Raw genomic sequence first — 18059 nt, forward strand, 5'->3', positions numbered from 1 at the left:
CCCTGGCGTCGCGGTCGAGATTGTTCGTCGGCTCGTCGAGGAGGGTGATGGGAGCCCGCCGCAGCCCGCTCCGCGCACCCAGGGTGAGCCCCCGGCCTTCCCTCCGCCGCCGCCCGCACCCTCGCACCCGGCGCCGTGATCGACGCTCTCGAGCTCAGCGCGCTGGCGACCGAGATCGCCGAGGAGGCGGGTGCGCTCGCCCGTGCCCGACGCCGGGAGGGCGTCCGGCTCGCGGCGACCAAGTCGACGCTCGCCGACATCGTGACCGAGGCCGACCGCGAGGTCGAGGCGCTCATCCGCGAGCGCCTGCGCGCGGCCCGGCCGGCGGACGGTTTCCTCGGGGAGGAGTCGGGAGCGGCGAGCGGCGATAGCGGCATCACCTGGGTCGTCGACCCCATCGACGGCACGGTGAACTACGCCTACGGCATCCCGACGTACAACGTCAGCATCGCGGCCGTCAGCGGTCCTCCCGAGCCCGACGCATGGGAGGCGCTGGCCGCCGCCGTGCACACGCCCGTCATGGGGGAGACCTTCACGGCCGCGCGCGGCCACGGCGCCTGGTCGGATGGCGTCCGGCTCGCGGTGACCGAGGTGACCGACGCCGGTGCGCTCCTGGCGACCGGATTCGGCTACGATCCGGCGACCCACGACGGTGACATCGCCACGATCCGGCGGGTGATGCCGATCGCGCGCGACCTCCGCCGCATGGGATCGGCGGCTCTGGACCTGGCCTATGTGGCGGCGGGGCGCTTGGACGGATACTTCGAACGCGGGCTCAAGCCCTGGGACCACGCGGCGGGCGCCCTGCTCGTCCAGGAGGCGGGCGGGCGGGTGAGCCGGATCGACCGGGAATCGCCGCGTCCGTTCCTGATCGCGGGTGGCGTGACCCTGCACGACCGACTCCGGGGTATCCTCGATGAGGAAAAACCCTGACCGATCCATGGCTTTCACAGGAGGATCGGGGTAGTGTTTACCCGATCGTTACTTTCACCACCCGAAGGTGAGAGTTGTCATTGCGCCCCCGAGCATCACGAACGACCGAGAGATTAGCTTTGCCCTTCGAGAACCCCCAGGCTGCCGCTGCGCCCACGCGCCGGTCCAGCCGCCCTCGCACTGCGGCCTCCGAGGCCTCGGCGAGCGGGTCGACGGCACCCCTCGCTGACGCGGAGACCGTGATCGCCCTCGCTGCTGTCATCCCCCTGTCCCGTCGCGCCGCGCGTCAGCGCCAGGCCGATGTCCCTCCGGTGCCGACCGCACCCGAGGAGCCCTTCATCGCTGCGGCTCCCGCGCCGGCCATCGCCGATGTCCCCGCGGTACCCGTCGTCGCCGAGATCGTCGAGAAGTCCGAGGACACGGTCCCGGTCGAGGACATCGCGCCGGCGTCCGAGCCCTTCGTCGCCGAAGCTGACGCCGAGGGCGACGCGTTCGAGCGGGCATCCCGCGCCTTCCGCACCACCGGCTCCATCCCGACCGCGTCGACGTCCCGGCGTTCGGCCTTCGCCGCGAACACCGCATCGCAGACCGCGCCGAAGATCGACACCGCCGGCCTCGCGGCCGTCGGCCCTCGCCGCACGCGCAGCATCCGCAAGACCCTCGCCGCGGGCGCCACTGTCGGCGCGATGGGACTCGCCGGGCTCCTGGCCGTGTCCATGACGCTTCCCGCGGAGGCTGTCGCAGCCGCCCAGGGTGGCTCCCTCGCTTCGACCTCCCTCGTCAGTGCAGCCGCCGCCGACGCGGCAAGCTCGGCGGAGGATGAGATCCAGGCTTTCGTCGCGCCGTCCGGTGTGCAGAACGAGCCGCTCTCGCGCGCCGACAACTTCAGCACCGTGTCGCTCGTCGAGGTCGCCGCCGAGCAGGGCATCAACTACTCGGGCGAGATCTTCACCAACGACCCGGATGCCGCAATCCAGTGGCCGTTCCTCGTCGGTGTGGGCATGAGCTACGGCTACGGCATGCGCAGCGGCCGCCTCCACGAGGGCATCGACTTCGTGCCGGGCAACGGTGCACCCATCCAGGCCATCGCGGACGGCACTGTCCGCATCGCGACCGAGCAGGGTGCCGCTTACGGTGTCACGGTCTACATCGACCACGTGATCGACGGCTCCGTCATCACGAGCCACTACTCGCACATGCAGTACGGCTCGCTGCAGGTCAAGGCAGGCGACACCGTCAAGGTTGGGGACATCGTGGGCAAGACCGGCAACACCGGCCGCTCCTACGGTGCGCACCTGCACTTCGAGCTCATCGTGAACGGGACGACCATCGACCCGATGCCGTGGCTCAAGAAGAACGCCGGACGCACGTCGCTCACCTCGGAGGAGTGACCGTCTCGATTTCATGAGGACGCCACAGTGATGGTATTCTCGTGTGGTTGCCCCGCGAGGGGCAGCACGCCCCGATAGCTCAGTGGCAGAGCACTTCCATGGTAAGGAAGGGGTCGTCAGTTCAATCCTGACTCGGGGCTCGGAGTTCGCATCTGCGATGCGGATGCCGTGCGGCAGGGTAGCTCAGTTGGTGAGAGCGCACGACTCATAATCGTGAGGTCGCGGGTTCAAGCCCCGCTCCTGCTACAGAATGAAACCCCCGGAACCTTCCGGGGGTTTTGTCGTCTCCGACCTCAGTGCCGGGATACCGTCCTCGCCCCGCGCGGAGCGTCCTAGAGTGTGTGACGCGTCGGCCTCCCGGCCGGCCACCGAGATGGCGGGCATCGAGGGACGAGGTCTGTCGTGTCTGCGCCCGATCGCCGTGCAAGCATCGTGTTCCGGGACGCCCGGCGTGCCCTGGAGGAAGCCGTCGCGGACGGGCGCGGTCATTCCCTCGGGCTCGAAACACTCGCACCGCACGAGTCCTGGGACGTGCTGGTCGCCGAAGGCTACGGGCGCGCGTTGCTGACCGGCGCCCTCGCCGGAGCACTCGCCGGGCTGCTGCGGCACGGTGTGACCGTCGCCGACGTGCTGAGCTGTCCTGCTGTCCCTCTCGGGGTCGAACTCGGGCCGACATCCCTTCGACTCGTCAGGGGATGGCTCGCGGACGGCGTGGCCGAGATGGACGATGCCGCCGTATCCCGGACGATGGTGGCCGGCGTGGCCGACGATCTCATCGGTGCCTCCGACGCGGCCCTGGCCGTCGGCGATGCCCACCGGGTGGCCGTGCTGGTCTTCGGGATTGCGGCCGTCGGCACCCACGCGGTCTGGCGCGCGGTGTGATCCGGGCGGTCAGCGCTGCCGAGCGAAGGTGTCGGGGGCGGAGGCTCCGACCCGCCCGCGGATGAAGATCATCAGCACGAGACCCACGACGACCACGACGATGTTCCCCAGAGCTGCGAACGCCGTCAGCCCGCCCTCGGCGGGGTGCAGCGTCTGCAGGAAGATGCTCGGGTCGGTGCTGGCGTGCAGCAGGATCGGGGCGACGATGGTCCGGGTGACGCGGAGCGCGAGGTACATGCAGATGCCGAACGCGAAGGTGTAGACGAGCTGGAAGAGGGTCGGCAACAGATCCTGACCGGTCAGCAGGTTCCCCGAATGCAGCCCGGCGAAGACGGCGGACGAGACCACGGCGACGACGAGCTCGCGTGCCCCCGCGTCCCGCATCATCTTCACGACGAGGCCGCGCGTGAGGACCTCCTCCGCGAAGCCGATGGCGAGGCCGGCGAGCAACCACGTCGCCACCACGTCCACCCCGACGCTGCCGTAGTCGATCGTGAGGAAGCGGAGAACGTTGAACAGCAGGACGGCGACGATGGCGATCCACATCCATCCCGCTCCCCGGATGGGCTGGCGCCCGAAGATCGGTCGCCACCACCCGACCGAGGCGATGAACGCGACCAGCAGGAGGCCACCGACGAGGATCGGCAGGACGTCGTAGACGAGGACGCCCGCTGCGCTGGCCGGGTCGTCGACCTGATCGGCCAGCGGGAGGAAGGCGAGCGAGAACAGCTGATAGAGCCCGTAGTACACCGCGGCGAGCAGGAGGGCGCGCCACCAGCCTCCGCGATCCCAGAAGTGCTGCCAGGCGGAACGGTGTGGTGCGGCGTCGGTCACGGGTGCTCCTCGGAGGGGGAAGGGGCGGACGGCTCCAGTCTGGTGGCCGGGTGCCGGACTCGGCGAAAGTGCCCGACGACACGCCGTGTCAACCCCCTCGGTCCCGGCAGTCCGCCCGCCCAGACTGGCCGTCCGGATCCCCAACGTCAGGAGGCGCCATGTCCGACACGTCGAACAGCCAGGACAACCAGGAGGAGATCGAGGCCATCGGCGTCGACCCCGACTTCGTCACCACCGACCACGACCCCGAGCCCGACGAGCTTCCGGCGACGGGCGGCGGGGAGGACGACGACGTCGACGTCGCCGACCTCCCCTAGCGCGGGCTACCTGCCCCTGGGCGCCGAGCCGGCCTCTCCCGGCTCGGCGTCCGCGCGTTCGGCGTCGACCCGCCCTCCGGCGCGTTGCTCGGCCTCCAGACGTTCGGCCTCCTCGCCGCTGATCGCCTCACCGCGGGCCACGAGCCCGGCCTGATCCGACAGCGGGATCTGCTTGAGGAAGAGCGACAGGATCAGGGCGAGTGCGATGAAGGGCACGAGGTACCAGAACACGGGGGCGAGCGCGTCCGCGTATGCCGTGACGATGCCGTCGCGCACCTCGTCCGGGAGGCTGTTCAGCGTGGCGGGGTCGATTGTGGACGCGGCCTCGGACGCGGCCTCTGGAGACGCCCCGGCGCCGGCGAACACACCGAGGAGGTTCTCCGTCAGCCGCGTGGTGAAGATCGTGCCGAACACCGCGGTCCCCAGCGAGGCGCCGACCTCGCGGAAGTAGTTGTTCGTGCTCGTGGCGGTGCCGATCTCGCCTGCCGGGACGGCGTTCTGCACGACGAGCACGACGACCTGCATGATGAGGCCGAGCCCGGCGCCGAAGACGAACAGGAACGCGCAGATCAGCCAGATCGGCGTCTCCGCCGACAGGGTGGTCATGGCGACCATCGCGATGCCGGTGATGATGGTGCCGAGGATCGGGTAGATCTTGTACTTCCCGGTCTTCGAGATCGCGATGCCGGAGAAGATCGAGGTCCCCATGAGGCCCACCATCATCGGGATCATCAGCAGCCCCGACGCGGCGGCGGACGTTCCGGACGACATCTGCAGGAACGTCGGGACGAAGCCGATCGCCGCGAACATGCCGATGCCGAGGACGAGGCCGATGGCGGTGGCGTTCACGAAGATCGGATTGCGGAAGAGGCTGAGCGGGATGATCGGGTCCTGCACCCGGGACTCGGTGATGACGAACGCCGTCGCCGACACCACGAGCCCGGCGCCCCAGGCCCAGGTCGCGAGGGAGTCCCAGCCGAACGCGGCGTCGCCGCCGAAGTCGGTGAAGAAGATGAGGCAGGTCGTGGCCGCCGACAGGAAGAGCACGCCGAGGATGTCGATCGGCTTCTCCGCCTTCTTGCTGGGGAGCTTCAGCGCCACGAGGGCGATGAGGAACGCGGCGATGCCGACTGGGATGTTGATGTAGAACGCCCACTGCCAGGTCATGTGGTCGACGAAGAAGCCGCCGAGGAGCGGTCCGGCGACGGCGGAGAGGCCGAACACCGCACCGAGCGGACCCATGTACTTGCCGCGCTCGTTGGCGGGCACGATGTCGGCGATGATCGCCTGCGACAGGATCATGAGGCCACCGCCGCCGAGGCCCTGGAGGGCACGGAAGACGACGAACATCCAGAAGTCCGTCGCGAACGCGCAGCCGACCGAGGCGAGCGTGAATAGGGCGATCGCGACGAGGAACAGCGACCGTCTGCCCAGCACGTCGCCGAACTTGCCGTAGATGGGCATGACGATGGTGGTGGCGAGCAGGTAGGCCGTGGTGATCCAGACCTGATGGTCGACGCCGCCGAGCTGGCCGACGATGGTGGGCATCGCCGTCGACACGATGGTCTGGTCGAGGCTCGCGAGCAGCATGCCCGCGATCAGGGCGCTGAAGATGATCCAGATGCGGCGCTTCGTGAGGAGGAAGGGCGCATCCGCGGTGGCGGTGGCGGACATCAGTGGGCTTTCTGTGAAGGGGAGTAGAGGTCGCGCGCGAGGCGCAGCCGGCGGGTGATGAGGTCTGCGAACGCCTCGGTGGAGTGATGGTGCAGCAGCTGCTCCATGCACAACCGCACGAGCGCGCCGACGGAGTGGACGAGCACCTCGGCGCGCAGCTCCGCGTCCGGCACCGCGCCGATGCGGCGGGCGACGAGGGTGATGTCGCGCCGCTCGTGCTTCTCCTGCTGCTCGAACGCCGCGCGCAGCAGTCGCGGCTCCTGCTCGATGACGGCGAACAGCTCCGCGGCGTGCTCGATGGGGTCGAAGAGGGCGAAGCGCTCGACAGTGAGCTGCACGAAGTCGTCCAGGAGATCGCCCTCGCGGTCGAGGAAGGCCGCTTCGAGCTCCTCCTGGCGGGAGTCGATGACGGCGAAGCCGAAGACCGCGTTCTCCTTGCTCTCGAAGTAGTTGAAGAACGTGCGCCGCGAGACCCCGGCGTCGGCGCACAGCTCCTCGACCGTGAAGCCCGCGAAGCCCCGCTCGGTGGTCAAGCGGCGCGCGGCGTCGGTGAGCGCGCGCGTGGTCCGACGCTTGCGCTGCTCCCGGGTGGATTCTGCACTGTTCTCCATAGAGTGCAACTTTGCACTCTGAACCTTGGAGTGCACTGAGAGTTGCCGCCGAGAGGCGAGCCGAAATTCGTTCGGAGAATTTTGTGACATTCTGTGCTCCCCGATCGTCTTAGTGGTGTCGTGAGAACACGGCCCGCGCGGGAACCGCGTGGTCACACGGATGAAGGAGCTCGAGATGGCGAACGTGACTGGGGGCACCCAGCCCAAGGCTCAGGTCGTTCCGGCGTCGCAGGGGGCGGCGGGGAAGACCACGATCGAGGATGCGGTGGTCGCGAAGATCGCCGGCATCGCGGCACGAGAGGTGGACGGGGTCTACGCGCTCGGCGGCGGCGCCGCACGCATGATGGGCGCCATCCGCGACGCCCTCAACACGACCGACCTCGCGCAGGGGATCAGCGTCGAGGTGGGCGAGACGCAGGTGGCCGTCGACGTGACGATCGTGGCGGAGTACCCCGTGTCCCTGCAGAAGGTGGCCGACCAGGTGCGGGCCGCGATCCACCGGGCCATGGTGGAGCTGGTGGGCATGGAGGTCGCCGAGGTGAACGTGACCGTCAACGACGTGCACATCCCCTCCGAGGACGACGACGAGGCTCCGGAGGCGCGAGTCCAGTGAACGCCTCGGTGATCGGCGGAGCTGCGGCGACGGTGCTCGCGCTGACCTGGATCGTCTGGGGGTTCTGGGCGTTCCTGCTCGTCACCCTCGCGATGCTCGTCGGCGCCGTCGTCGGCCGCATCGTCGACGGTCGCCTGGACGTGCGGGCGCTCGCCGACGTGGTGCGCGGGCGGCGATCGTCCTCATGAGCGTCGCAGTGACGGACGGGCCGACGGCCGTGGCGGGGGCCACGGTCGTCGAGGCCCGGGCGCTGCACCGCCTCGCGGTCGGGATCGTCCGGGACGCCATGCGGGTCGGCGCCGAAGACGTGAGCGTGCTGCTCGCGGACCGCCGCGGCGACCTGCGGGTGTCGGTGGAGGTTCCGGTCGTGCTGACCCGTCAGGGCACCGACCCCGTGAACGCACGGGCGGACGCCGTCCGCGACGCCGTGGTGCAGGGGATGCGCGACCTGGCAGCGCGTCACGTGGGAGCAGTGGATGTGCGCTTCGCCGGCGTCCGACGCGAGACGGAGAGGAGAGTGGCATGACGACGAACACCGCGACACCCCGGCGGCTTCTCCGCCGAGAGGCGAGGGCGACGCGCCGGGGCCCGGCGATCGCGCTGGCCGTGGTGATGACCCTGGTGCTCGTCCTGTTGCTGGTCGGGGTGGTCGCGTGGATCCTCGACGACGGGTTCCGCAGGCAGGCCGCCGCCTGGTTCGCGCCCGTCGCGGCGGTCGTGCAGACGCCGCCGGCCCTGATCGCGTTCGGGGTCGTGCTTCTCCTCCTGGCGTTGCTCCTCGTCGCTCTCGTTGTGCTTCCGGGCCGGCGTGCGCGCCGCACACGTCTGGACACACGGGCAGCGCTCGTGATCGACGACGGCGTTCTCGCCGACGCCATCGCGGACGGCGTCGCGCGCCGGATCGGGGTGCCGCGCGGGCAGGTGAGCGTGACCGTGGCCCGACGCGCGGCGCTGATCCGGGTCACTCCGACGAGTGGGGTGCCGGTGGATGCGGCTGCCGCCGAGGAGGCAGCGGCCCAGGTGCTGGACGAGGTCGGCTTCCGGCTCTCGCCGCGGGTGCAGGTGGCACGGGAAGGAGTGATCGCATGACGTCGTCAGGGACGGCGGCGAACCGCGCGGTCCTCCTCGGGGGAGCGGCATTGCTTCTGAGCGGGGGTATCGTCCTCCTGGCCGCGGGGCTGCGGGGCACGGGCATGCTCCCGTCGCGGGTCGAGGATGCGCTCGCGCAGGCCGAGGGCCTCGTGGCGTGGTCGGGGGCATGGGGCCTCGACATTCCCGGCGTGGGCTTCGTGCCGCTGTGGGCGATCGTGGGGATCGCCGCTTCCGCCCTGCTGGTGGTCCTGCTCGTGGCCTTCCTGCTCACCCGCCGGCCGCGACGGGAACGCACTGTCCTCCGCCTCGTCGGCGGAGGAGGAACGACCACCGTCGACCGGAGTGTGGCGGAGGAGCTGCTCGCGGCGCCGCTCGCCGACCGACCGGATGTGCTCGCGGCCCGGGTGACGAGCCGGAAGGTCGGTCGCGAGACCGCCCTCGGTCTCGTGGTGACGCCGCGCCCCGGCGCGGCCCTGGGGCAGGTGCTCGCCGCCGCCGACGCCGTCGTGCAGGAGTGGGACGCCGTCACGGGGACGCGGATGCCGCTCGTCGTGCACATCGCCGACCGCGGGTGGCGAGAGCTCTTCCGGTCGCGGCAGCGGATGCGCCGCTCGCTCGCGGCCACGCAGACGACGGCACCGCACGAGCGGAATGCCGCACGGACGTCGACCCCGACCGTCGGGGTCGTGTGAGGAAAGGAGGCGCCATGAGCGCGGAGGACAAGATCAAGGCCGCAGCCGAGAAGGTGGCCGGCAAGGCCAAGGAGGTCGTCGGCGAGGTCACCAACAACGACAAGCTCGTCGCCGAGGGCAAAGCCGAGCAGGCGAAGGGCGACGTCAGGAACGCGGCCGAGGATGTCAAGGACACGTTCACCAAGTGACGGAAGGGGAGGAGACGCCCGGAGGGGCGTCTCCTCCGCCTGCGCGCGTCGGGTCGCCTCGATCCGATCCGGCGCGGGCTCCGAACGCCTGGGGAACCGTGAACGAGGGGTGGGGGAATGGCAGCCGATCGCTGGGGCGAGGCGCTGGAGCAGGCCGGGGACCGCATCGTCGCCGGTCGTGCGATGGACGGCGACGTCGCCGCGTTCGCGGTGCTCGTGCGCAGGTACACGCCGATGATGAGGGCGTACACGCAGCGGATGCTCAACGCGTCGGCGGAGGTCGACGACATCGTGCAGGACGCGTTCGTGACCGCATGGCAGCGGTTCGACGAGTTGGAGGACCCGGCGAAGGTCAAGAGCTGGCTCATGCGGATCGTGAGTCGCAAGGCGGTGGATCGCCTGCGCCGGACGCGGCCCGCCCTCGACGTGGACGACCTCGACCGTCCGGCACCGCCGCAGACCGCGCCCGACGCGATCGTCGAGGCGAGAGCGGGCGTGGCGGCCCTCGGTGCGGCCCTGCGCGAGCTCCCGGAGGCCCAGCGCGAGTGTTGGGTGCTGCGGGAGCTGGGCGGCTACAGCTACGAGGAGATCGCCGACGAACTCGGCATCCCCGTCAGCACGGTGCGCGGACTGCTGTCCCGTGCGCGACGATCCCTGATCACACGGATGGAGGCGTGGCGATGACCGACCACCACGAGCACGATCCGCTGCGCCGCCTCGGCCTGGAGCCCGCCGATCTCGACGGGCACACCATCGAGGAGCTCGGCGACTACCTGGACGCCGGACGAACTCCGAGGAACCCTGCGATCGAGGAGTCTCCGGGGTGCCAGCTCGCCCTCGATGCCCTGGAGAGACTGCGGGGTCTCGGCACCGCGCTGATGGACGAGGACGCTGCGTCCGCACCGCCCGCGGACGAGAGCTGGGTGGACCGGATCCTCAGCGGCATCGCCATGGACGCCCAGGCGGGACGTCGCATCCCCTTCGCCTCCGATGAGCCCGACGTGGACCTGGCCATCACCGAGGGCGCTGTCCGCGGACTGGTCCGGGCCGCGGAAGAGGCCGTGCCCGGCGTGCTGGTCGGCCGGTGCCGGCTGGACGGCGACGTCACCGAGCCCGGAGCGCCCGTGCGCGTGGCGATCGACGTGAGCGTGCGCCTCGGCGACCCGCTCCGCCGCGTCGCCGACCGCCTGCGCGCGGAGGTGGAGGACCGGCTGCGTCGTCATACCGACCTGCAGATCGCGGCGATCGATGTCGCGATCACCGACGTCAGGGAGGGAGCATGATGACCGGCACCGAGCTGTCGAAGGAGGAGCGCGCGCGTCTCGCGCTCCGGATCGAGGCGGCGCTGCGCGCCTGCTCCGGGGTGCGCGGCGTGTACCGATCGGGCTCCCTCGTCTCCAACCTCCTGCGTGCGGGCGCGTCGGCATGGGGAAACGAGCGCGGAGCCGAGCCGATCGTGTCCGTCGCCGCCGGAGCGGACGGCGTGGCGGTGGAGGCGGCGATCGGCGTCGACGGGCGGGCGCGCAGCGTCGCGACGCTGCGGCATGCCCGTGACGCCGTGGACGCGGTGCTGCGTGCGGAGGGCTTGCGCCGCGGGAGCATCACGCTCACCGTCGCCTACGTGCAGAGCGCCGTGGAGCCGGCGCCGGGGGAGCGCCGCCGTCCGTGACGGCGGCGCTCCTCGGGTCACACCAGGGCGCGGAGGCCCTCGACGAGCGGGGTCGTCGGGCGGCCGATGAGGCGGCGGAGGGTGCCATCGGTGTCCGCGAGGGCGCCGTCGCGGATGCCGGCGTCGAGGGCGACGACGAACTCGGCGGTGCCCTCATCGAGACCGGCGGCGCGGAGCGCGGCGAGCTGCTCGTCGGCGGAGAGAGGGACGAACACGACCTCGCGGCCCGTCACCTCGGTCATCGCGGCGGCGAGGTCGGCGTAGGTCCATGCGACATCCCCGCCGAGCTCGTAGACCGCACCGAGGTGTCCGTCCTCGGTGGCGACGACGGCGGCGGCCTCGGCGTAGTCCTTCCGGCTGGCGGAGGCGACGCGGCCCTCTCCGGTGCCGGCGCTGAGGGTGCCGGTCTCCGCTGCACGAGCGAGGTCGGCGGCGTAGTTCTCGGTGTACCAGTTGTTGCGGAGGATCACCGCGGGCAGGCCCGCGGCCGCGATGAGCTCCTCCGTGGCCTTGTGCTCGGGGGCCAGGACGAGGGTGCTCGTGGTGGCCTTCGGCGCGCTCGTGTAGACGAACTTCGACACGCCGGCCTCCGTCGCGGCCTCGATCACCGCCTGATGCTGCGCGACGCGCTGGCCCACCTCCGAGCCGGAGACGAGAACGACGGTGTCCACGCCGTGGAGCGCCGCCGCGACCGATGCCGGGTCGGTGTAGTCGAGACGGACGATGGGCACGCCGAGGTCGGCGCCCTTGGCGATGTCGCGCGCACCGGCGCGGATCGCCTGCGGGTCGACGCCGCGCTCGAACAGGGCGGCGACGATGAGGCGGCCGAGGTGACCGGTCGAACCGGTGACGAGGATGGTCATGGGAGTCCTTTCGTAGCTGACTCCCGGGACAACCCTCGCGCCCGTGCCGCGCATTCCTTCCGGTGGGTACCCACTTTTTGGTAAGGTACCCACATGACGGTGAGTTTTGCGCAGATCCGGGACTCGCAGCCCGCTCTCTTCGATCAGGGGTGCGGCACGCGCGTCGTCCTGGACCACATCATGAGCAAGTGGGGCGTTCTGGTGCTCTCCTGCCTCTCCGACGGCACGCGGCGCTGGGGCGCGCTGCGTCGGGAGGTCGACGGCATCAGCGAGAAGATGCTCGCGTCGACCCTGCGCACGCTCACCGACGACGGCCTGGTGCACCGCGAATCGCTGCCGACCGTGCCGCCGCACGTCGAGTACAGCCTCACCCCGCTGGGGCGTGACCTGATGGAGCGGATGCTGCCTCTGATGGAGTGGGTGGCGGCGCACGCCGACGGAATGCTCGGGCGCGACTGATCCACGGAATCCTTCGCTTATCCCAACGCGACGCGTGGAATCCGTCGCCGGAACAAAAAGATTGACGGGATACCGCGGCCGGCCGTACTGTTCAGAACATGGCAACGACGCCCATCCACCTCGAACGCCCCGACGGCAAGGGCCTGGCTGCAGGCACCCTCGGCCTGTGGGGTTCCACCGTCATCGGGCTCGCCTCCACGGCCCCCGTCTACTCGCTCGTCGCGACGCTCGGCTTCGTCGTGCTCGCCGTCGGCGCCCAGGCGCCGATCGCCTTCATCATCGCCTTCGTGCCGATGCTGCTGATCGCGTTCGCGTACCGCGAGCTCAACAACGCCGTGCCCGACTGCGGCACCACCTTCACCTGGGGCACGAAGGCCTTCGGCCCCTGGGTCGGATGGATGGGCGGCTGGGGCGTCGCGGTCGCCGGCATGGTCGTGCTCGCGAACCTCGCGCAGATCGCCTCCGTGTACTTCTGGTCGCTGATCGGCCAGGACCTCGAGAACAACGACTGGCGCGTGGTCGCGGTGGCGGTGCTGTTCATCGCGGCGATGACCTGGGTGAGCTGGCGCGGCGTCGAGATCGGCGAGCGCATCCAGAACGTGCTCCTCGCGATCCAGTACCTCGCGCTGGCGATCTTCATCGTCGCCGCTCTCTGGCAGTTCTTCTCGGGCGACGCCCCGGACGCCACGCCGTTCGCGTGGGAGTGGCTGAACCCGTTCGGCTTCACCGACTGGTCGGGCTTCACGGAGGCGATCCTCCTCGCGCTCTTCATCTACTGGGGGTGGGACACCTGCCTCGCCCTCAACGAGGAGACGAAAGACCCGAAGCGCATCCCCGGCCGGGCCGCGGTGCTCACCTGCGTCATCCTCCTGGTGACGTACGTCGCGGTGACGATCGCCGCGATGATGTACGCGGGCCTCGGCGAGGACGGCACGGGCCTCGGCAACGAGGCCAACGCCGACGACTTCTTCCTGGCCATCAAGGACGGCCTGCTCGGACCGTTCGGCTGGGTGCTGGTGGTCGCGGTCATAATCTCGGCGATCTCGTCCACCCAGACCACCATCCTCCCGACGGCCCGCGGCACGCTCGCGATGGGCGTGTACCGGGCGCTCCCGGCGAAGTTCAAGGACGTGCACCCCGTCTACAAGACGCCGTCGTTCTCGACGATCGTCATGGGCGTCGTCGCCTCCCTCTACTACATCGGCATGACCCTGATCAGCGACAACATCCTGCAGGACTCGATCCTCTCGCTCGGCCTCGCGATCGCGTTCTACTACGCCATCACCGGGTTCGCCTGCGTCTGGTACTTCCGCGCCGACCTGCGCCGCTCGACCCGCGACCTGTTCTTCAAGGGCATCTTCCCGCTGCTCGGAGCGCTGCTGCTGACCGGGGCGTTCGTGCAGTCGGCGATCGACATGTGGGACGTTGACTACGGCTACACCGTGCTCTTCGGCATCGGCGGCACGTTCGTGATCGGCATCGGGTCGCTGGCGATCGGTCTGGTCCTGATGTTCCTCTGGTACCTCTTCCCGCGGTCGAAGCGGTTCTTCCGGGGCGAGAGCCTGAACCGGGAGACCGAGGTGATGGTGCCCGAGGACCCGGGCGCGATGATCCGTTCGGTCGACGGCGGCATCTGAGGCGCAGGGTGCGCGCGAGGCTGTCCTAGGCTGGCCTCGTGCGCATCCGGCTCGACATCGCCTACGACGGCACCCATTTCCGGGGGTGGGCGACGCAGCCGACGCTCCGCACGGTGCAGGGCACGCTGGAGGCGGCGCTCGCCCGGATCGTCGGCTCCGCGGTGAGGTTCGTCGTCGCCGGGCGCACGGACGCCGGTGTGCATGCGAGCGGACAGGTCGCGCACGTCGATCTCGACGAGGCGCAGTGGGCGCGGATCCAGGCGCGACACGGTCGCGCCGCCGAGGATCCGGCGGGCAGCATCGCGGCGCGGATGCGCGGGGTGCTCGGCGCCTACCCCGACGTGACGGTCGTGCGCTCCTCCCTCGCCCCCGAGGGCTTCGATGCGCGCTTCTCCGCCGTCTGGCGCCGCTATCGCTACCGGCTCGCCGACGACCTCGCCGGCTACGACCCGCTGCGACGGCTGGACACCACGACGATCCGGGGCCGGCTGGATGCGGAGGCGATGGACGCCGCCGCCCGGACCCTCATCGGTCTGCACGACTTCGCGGCCTACTGCAAGCCGCGCGAGGAGGCCACGACCATCCGGACGCTGCTCGACTACCGGTGGCAGCGGGATGCGGAGGGCGTGCTCGTGGCCGAGGTGAAGGCGGACGCGTTCTGCCACAGCATGGTGCGGGCGCTGGTCGGCGCGTGCGCCGCCGTGGGGGAGGGGCGACTCGATGTGGACGACCTCGTCGTGCTCCGCGATGCGTTGACGCGGACGAGCGAGTTCAAGGTCCTCGCCGCCCGCGGTCTCACGCTCACCGAGGTCGGGTATCCGGCCGACGAGCTGCTGGCGGCCAGGGCCGCGCAGACCAGGGCCCGACGCGACCGCGAGAGCGACTGATCGCCGGGATCGGGAGCCGGGGCACAGATGGGGCGGGTAGCGTGGGGACGATCATGAAGGTCATCTCCTACAACCTGCGCAAGCACCGCGCCGCCGGCGAGCTCGCGGCGCTCGTCGATGAGCATGATCCCGACATCCTCTGCCTCCAGGAGTGCGACGTCCCGGAGCTTCCGGATCGGATCGGCGGTCTCGTGCTGGCGGACGCGACGCAGGGCAACAGGCTCGGCCTCGCCCTCTTCTATCGCGAGAGCACCTACCGCCTGCTCGGCATCCGCACCCTCGGCCTGAAGAAGTCGCTGCACGATCGCATCGCCAAACCCGCGCACGAGCGCGTCCTCGGTGCCCGCCTGCGCGACATCGACGACGGCGGAGAGTTCATCGTGGCGTCCTTCCATGCCGCGCCCCTGACCGCCCTGAACTCCTTGCGCCGGCACCAGATCCGCGCCGCGCTCGCCGAGCTCGCGACGCTGGGCGAGGGGCTGCCGCAGCTCATGGTGGGGGACTACAACTACCCCGTGTTCAAGGAGAACCTGGGGCAGGCGGTCCGCGATCAGGGCTACGCCCTGTCCCTCAGCGACGACCACACGTACACCCGCTACCGGGTCTTCCGTGGGCACTACGACTTCGCGACCTCGTCCGGCTTCGAGATCGAACGCATCACGACGCTCCCGCAGCGTTCCAGCGATCACCGCCCGATCCTCGTGACCGTCCGCCCGAACTGACGCCCATCGGCCCCTGGTCGGTTTGGGAATGCCGTTCCGGTGGCGTATGCTGACTCTTTGGTGCCCTTCCCTGCCTGCGGGGAAGATGCACATCCGAACGTGAGCCCTCCACTGGCGTGTTCCTCCCCGTCGGGAAGAACCACCCCGGAGTGGGATTCACGAACACCTCCGTTCGACAAGAAAGCAGCACTATCGTGACGCGCACTTACACCCCCAAGGCTGGCGAAGTCCAGCGCGACTGGGTCGTCATCGACGCCACCGACGTCGTTCTCGGCCGTCTGGCTTCGCACGCGGCGACGCTCCTGCGTGGCAAGCACAAGCCGACCTTCGCCAACCACATCGACTCGGGTGACTTCGTCATCATCGTGAACGCCGAGAAGGTCGCGCTCACGGGTCAGAAGCTCCAGAAGAAGATGGCGTACCGCCACTCCGGCTACCCGGGCGGCCTCAAGGCCGTCAGCTACGCCGAGCTCCTCGAGAAGAACCCGGTCCGCGCTGTGGAGAAGGCCATCCGCGGCATGCTCCCGAAGAACAGCCTGGGCCGCCAGCAGCTGTCGAAGCTCAAGGTGTACGTCGGTGCCGAGCACCCGCACGCCGCGCAGCAGCCCCAGCCGTACACCCTCGACCAGGTCGCCCAGTAAGCGCCGTACAGACTAAGGACATACTCGTGGCTGACATCCAGGACTCCACCGAAAACCTCCAGAACTTCTCGACGTCGACCCCGGAGACCGACGCGGTCGAGGCGGCTCCCCGCCCCGTGCTGAGCGTCCCCGGCGCCGCTGTCGGCCGTCGCAAGCAGGCCATCGCCCGCGTGCGTCTGGTTCCCGGCTCGGGCACCATCACGGTCAACGGCCGTACGCTCGAGGACTACTTCCCGAACAAGCTGCACCAGCAGCTCATCAACGACCCGTTCACCGCGCTGAACCTCGCCGGTGCCTACGACGTGATCGCCCGCATCTCGGGTGGTGGCGACTCCGGCCAGGCCGGCGCCCTGCGTCTCGGCATCGCGCGTGCCCTCAACGGCATCGACGCGGAGAACAACCGTCCGACCCTGAAGAAGGCCGGCTTCCTCTCGCGCGACGCCCGCGTCAAGGAGCGCAAGAAGGCCGGACTCAAGAAGGCCCGTAAGGCGCCTCAGTACTCGAAGCGTTAAGGTCCACTGCTCCGATGCCGATCTTTGGCACGGACGGCGTGCGAGGACTCGCCAATGGCATCCTCACCGCCGACCTGGCGCTCACCCTGGCCCAGGCGACTGCTGTCGTCCTGGGCCAGGGCCGTACGGCGGAGGCTCGCAAGGCCGAAGGCAAGCGACTCACCGCCGTCGTCGCCCGTGACCCGCGGGTCTCCGGGCACTTCCTGACCGCTGCGGTCGCCGCGGGCCTCGCCTCCTCGGGGGTCGACGTCCTCGAGGCCGGAGTCATCCCCACGCCCGCTCTGGCGTTCCTCGTCGCGGATCGCGATGCGGACTTCGGCGTGATGATCTCCGCGTCGCACAACGCGGCGCCCGACAACGGGATCAAGATCTTCGCCCGTGGCGGACGCAAGCTCCCCGACGTGGTCGAGCAGCGCATCGAAGAGGCCATGCACGGCGAGATGCTGCGCCCGACCGGCGCCGGCGTCGGTCGCATCGACCGCTTCTCCGATGCGGAGGACCGCTACGTCGTCCACCTGCTCGGCTCGCTGCCGCACCGTCTCGAGGGCGTCCACGTCGTGCTCGACTGCGCCCACGGTGCCGCTTCCGGAGTCTCTCCTGAGACGTTCCGCGACGCCGGCGCCGAGGTCACCGTGATCGGTGCCGAGCCCGACGGCTGGAACATCAACGACGGTGTCGGCTCCACGCACCTCGACAACCTCGCCGAAGCCGTCGTCCGGCTCGGCGCCGACGTGGGCATCGCGCACGACGGCGACGCTGATCGCTGTCTCGCGGTCGACGCGCAGGGCAACGTCGTGGACGGCGATCAGATCATGGCGATCCTGGCTCTGTCGATGAAGGAGCGCGGACGCCTCACCGACGACACGCTCGTCGCGACGGTCATGAGCAACCTCGGTCTACACGTCGCGATGCGCGAGCACGGCATCACGGTGCGCCAGACCGCCGTCGGGGACCGTTACGTGCTCGAGGACATGAACGAGGGCGGGTACGCGCTCGGCGGCGAGCAGTCCGGCCACGTCATCATGAGCGAGTATGCGACCACCGGCGACGGCCTGCTCACGGGACTTCACCTGGTGGCCGAGATGGCGCGACAGGGCAAGTCCCTCGCGGAGCTCGCATCGGTCATGACGGTCTACCCGCAGCTGCTGATCAACGTCCGCGACGTCGACAAGGATCGCGTCGCCGAGGACGAGGTCGTGCAGCAGGCGGTGCGTGATGTCGAGGCCGAGCTCGGCGACACCGGGCGCGTGCTGCTGCGCAAGTCCGGTACTGAGCCGCTCGTGCGGGTGATGGTCGAGGCCGCCGACTCCGAGTCGGCCCGGGCCTACGCAGAGCGTCTCGCGGCCGTCGTGCAGGAGCGCCTCGCGCTCTAGGACTGTCGTCTCCGAACCGGTCGGTCGCCTCGGCGGCCGGCCGGTTCGTCGTCTCCGGAGGGCTCGGGT

24 protein-coding genes and 2 tRNA genes are annotated in these 18059 nt (G+C 70.1%); 22 read left to right on the forward strand and 4 right to left on the reverse strand.

Features of this window, described 5'->3' with window-relative positions; genetic code table 11:
• Positions 1-138 precede the first annotated feature (138 nt).
• From DW296_RS09535 to DW296_RS09555, 5 genes are all read left to right on the forward strand, one after another.
• Entirely contained in the window at positions 139-933 is a 795-nt protein-coding gene (locus tag DW296_RS09535; protein WP_136052077.1) for an inositol monophosphatase family protein, read from the forward strand.
• A gap of 239 nt (positions 934-1172) precedes the next feature.
• A complete protein-coding gene (locus tag DW296_RS09540; RefSeq protein WP_240743052.1) occupies positions 1173-2324 on the forward strand; it encodes a M23 family metallopeptidase in 1152 nt (383 codons plus the stop codon).
• Between the two features lie 68 nt (positions 2325-2392).
• Positions 2393-2464: transfer RNA gene (locus DW296_RS09545), tRNA-Thr, on the forward strand.
• Between the two features lie 32 nt (positions 2465-2496).
• Positions 2497-2570 (forward strand) — tRNA-Met (locus DW296_RS09550).
• Positions 2571-2726: 156 nt separating this feature from the next.
• Positions 2727-3206 carry a hypothetical protein gene (locus tag DW296_RS09555; protein ID WP_136052036.1) on the forward strand — a complete coding sequence of 160 codons (480 nt, stop codon included), beginning with the start codon at positions 2727-2729 and terminating at the stop codon, positions 3204-3206.
• A 9-nt stretch (positions 3207-3215) separates the two neighbouring features.
• Here DW296_RS09555 and DW296_RS09560 read toward each other — a convergent pair whose 3' ends face one another.
• Positions 3216-4040: a CPBP family glutamic-type intramembrane protease gene (locus DW296_RS09560; protein WP_136052037.1), complete on the reverse strand. Its 825-nt coding sequence runs from the start codon at positions 4038-4040 to the stop codon at positions 3216-3218.
• A 158-nt stretch (positions 4041-4198) separates the two neighbouring features.
• On the opposite strand from DW296_RS09560, the gene DW296_RS16460 reads away from it, so the two are divergent.
• Positions 4199-4357 (forward strand): hypothetical protein, encoded by a 159-nt coding sequence (locus DW296_RS16460; protein WP_168429010.1) that lies wholly within the window; start codon positions 4199-4201, stop codon positions 4355-4357.
• Between the two features lie 6 nt (positions 4358-4363).
• On the opposite strand, the gene DW296_RS09565 is transcribed toward DW296_RS16460, so the two are convergent.
• Together DW296_RS09565 and DW296_RS09570 are read right to left on the reverse strand one after the other, a co-directional pair.
• Entirely contained in the window at positions 4364-6031 is a 1668-nt protein-coding gene (locus DW296_RS09565) for an MDR family MFS transporter (RefSeq protein WP_136052038.1), read from the reverse strand.
• Positions 6031-6642 carry a TetR family transcriptional regulator gene (locus DW296_RS09570; protein WP_136052039.1) on the reverse strand — a complete coding sequence of 204 codons (612 nt, stop codon included), beginning with the start codon at positions 6640-6642 and terminating at the stop codon, positions 6031-6033. The genes DW296_RS09565 and DW296_RS09570 overlap by 1 nt, the downstream gene beginning before the upstream one ends.
• A 175-nt stretch (positions 6643-6817) precedes the next feature.
• Between DW296_RS09570 and DW296_RS09575 the strand changes: the two genes are divergently transcribed.
• The 9 genes from DW296_RS09575 (at position 6818) to DW296_RS09610 (ending at position 10896) form a co-directional block, all read left to right on the forward strand.
• Positions 6818-7255, forward strand: coding sequence for an Asp23/Gls24 family envelope stress response protein (locus DW296_RS09575; RefSeq protein WP_025104399.1), 438 nt, complete (start codon positions 6818-6820; stop codon positions 7253-7255).
• A complete protein-coding gene (locus tag DW296_RS09580; RefSeq protein ID WP_025104398.1) occupies positions 7252-7443 on the forward strand; it encodes a DUF2273 domain-containing protein in 192 nt (63 codons plus the stop codon). The genes DW296_RS09575 and DW296_RS09580 overlap by 4 nt, the downstream gene beginning before the upstream one ends.
• Complete coding sequence (locus DW296_RS09585; RefSeq protein WP_136052040.1) at positions 7440-7781, forward strand: hypothetical protein; 342 nt, start codon at positions 7440-7442, stop codon at positions 7779-7781. Before DW296_RS09580 ends, DW296_RS09585 begins: the two co-directional genes overlap by 4 nt.
• Complete coding sequence (locus DW296_RS16465) at positions 7778-8344, forward strand: hypothetical protein (RefSeq protein WP_168429011.1); 567 nt, start codon at positions 7778-7780, stop codon at positions 8342-8344. The genes DW296_RS09585 and DW296_RS16465 overlap by 4 nt, the downstream gene beginning before the upstream one ends.
• Complete coding sequence (locus DW296_RS16470; RefSeq protein ID WP_168429012.1) at positions 8341-9039, forward strand: hypothetical protein; 699 nt, start codon at positions 8341-8343, stop codon at positions 9037-9039. The genes DW296_RS16465 and DW296_RS16470 overlap by 4 nt, the downstream gene beginning before the upstream one ends.
• 14 nt (positions 9040-9053) lie before the next feature.
• Entirely contained in the window at positions 9054-9227 is a 174-nt protein-coding gene (locus DW296_RS09595; RefSeq protein ID WP_025104394.1) for a CsbD family protein, read from the forward strand.
• A 117-nt stretch (positions 9228-9344) separates the two neighbouring features.
• Positions 9345-9911 carry an RNA polymerase sigma factor gene (locus DW296_RS09600; RefSeq protein ID WP_136052042.1) on the forward strand — a complete coding sequence of 189 codons (567 nt, stop codon included), beginning with the start codon at positions 9345-9347 and terminating at the stop codon, positions 9909-9911.
• Positions 9908-10510 (forward strand): Asp23/Gls24 family envelope stress response protein, encoded by a 603-nt coding sequence (locus DW296_RS09605; protein WP_136052043.1) that lies wholly within the window; start codon positions 9908-9910, stop codon positions 10508-10510. The genes DW296_RS09600 and DW296_RS09605 overlap by 4 nt, the downstream gene beginning before the upstream one ends.
• Complete coding sequence (locus tag DW296_RS09610; RefSeq protein WP_240743053.1) at positions 10507-10896, forward strand: hypothetical protein; 390 nt, start codon at positions 10507-10509, stop codon at positions 10894-10896. Before DW296_RS09605 ends, DW296_RS09610 begins: the two co-directional genes overlap by 4 nt.
• A gap of 17 nt (positions 10897-10913) precedes the next feature.
• On the opposite strand, the gene DW296_RS09615 is transcribed toward DW296_RS09610, so the two are convergent.
• Positions 10914-11759 carry an SDR family oxidoreductase gene (locus tag DW296_RS09615; protein ID WP_136052044.1) on the reverse strand — a complete coding sequence of 282 codons (846 nt, stop codon included), beginning with the start codon at positions 11757-11759 and terminating at the stop codon, positions 10914-10916.
• Positions 11760-11852: 93 nt separating this feature from the next.
• Here DW296_RS09615 and DW296_RS09620 point away from each other — a divergent pair, with 93 nt between their 5' ends.
• The 7 genes from DW296_RS09620 (at position 11853) to glmM (ending at position 17990) form a co-directional block, all read left to right on the forward strand.
• A complete protein-coding gene (locus DW296_RS09620) occupies positions 11853-12218 on the forward strand; it encodes a winged helix-turn-helix transcriptional regulator (RefSeq protein ID WP_136052045.1) in 366 nt (121 codons plus the stop codon).
• Positions 12219-12316: 98 nt separating this feature from the next.
• Positions 12317-13855, forward strand: a complete 1539-nt coding sequence (locus tag DW296_RS09625; protein WP_136052046.1) for an APC family permease — start codon at positions 12317-12319, stop codon at positions 13853-13855.
• A gap of 38 nt (positions 13856-13893) precedes the next feature.
• Positions 13894-14742 carry a tRNA pseudouridine(38-40) synthase TruA gene (gene truA / locus DW296_RS09630; protein ID WP_136052047.1) on the forward strand — a complete coding sequence of 283 codons (849 nt, stop codon included), beginning with the start codon at positions 13894-13896 and terminating at the stop codon, positions 14740-14742.
• A 53-nt stretch (positions 14743-14795) separates the two neighbouring features.
• Entirely contained in the window at positions 14796-15464 is a 669-nt protein-coding gene (locus tag DW296_RS09635) for an endonuclease/exonuclease/phosphatase family protein (protein WP_136052048.1), read from the forward strand.
• A 194-nt stretch (positions 15465-15658) separates the two neighbouring features.
• The gene (gene rplM / locus DW296_RS09640; protein WP_071327520.1) at positions 15659-16105 is read left to right on the forward strand and encodes a 50S ribosomal protein L13; all 447 of its coding nucleotides are present in this window, start codon (positions 15659-15661) and stop codon (positions 16103-16105) included.
• A 26-nt stretch (positions 16106-16131) separates the two neighbouring features.
• Positions 16132-16617: a 30S ribosomal protein S9 gene (rpsI, locus tag DW296_RS09645; RefSeq protein WP_025104384.1), complete on the forward strand. Its 486-nt coding sequence runs from the start codon at positions 16132-16134 to the stop codon at positions 16615-16617.
• Positions 16618-16631: 14 nt separating this feature from the next.
• Positions 16632-17990, forward strand: a complete 1359-nt coding sequence (gene glmM / locus DW296_RS09650; RefSeq protein ID WP_136052049.1) for a phosphoglucosamine mutase — start codon at positions 16632-16634, stop codon at positions 17988-17990.
• The last annotated feature ends 69 nt before the right edge of the window (positions 17991-18059 follow it).

This window comes from Microbacterium sp. K36 (assembly GCF_004794355.1).
Classification (GTDB): Bacteria; Actinomycetota; Actinomycetes; order Actinomycetales; family Microbacteriaceae; genus Microbacterium; species Microbacterium paraoxydans_D.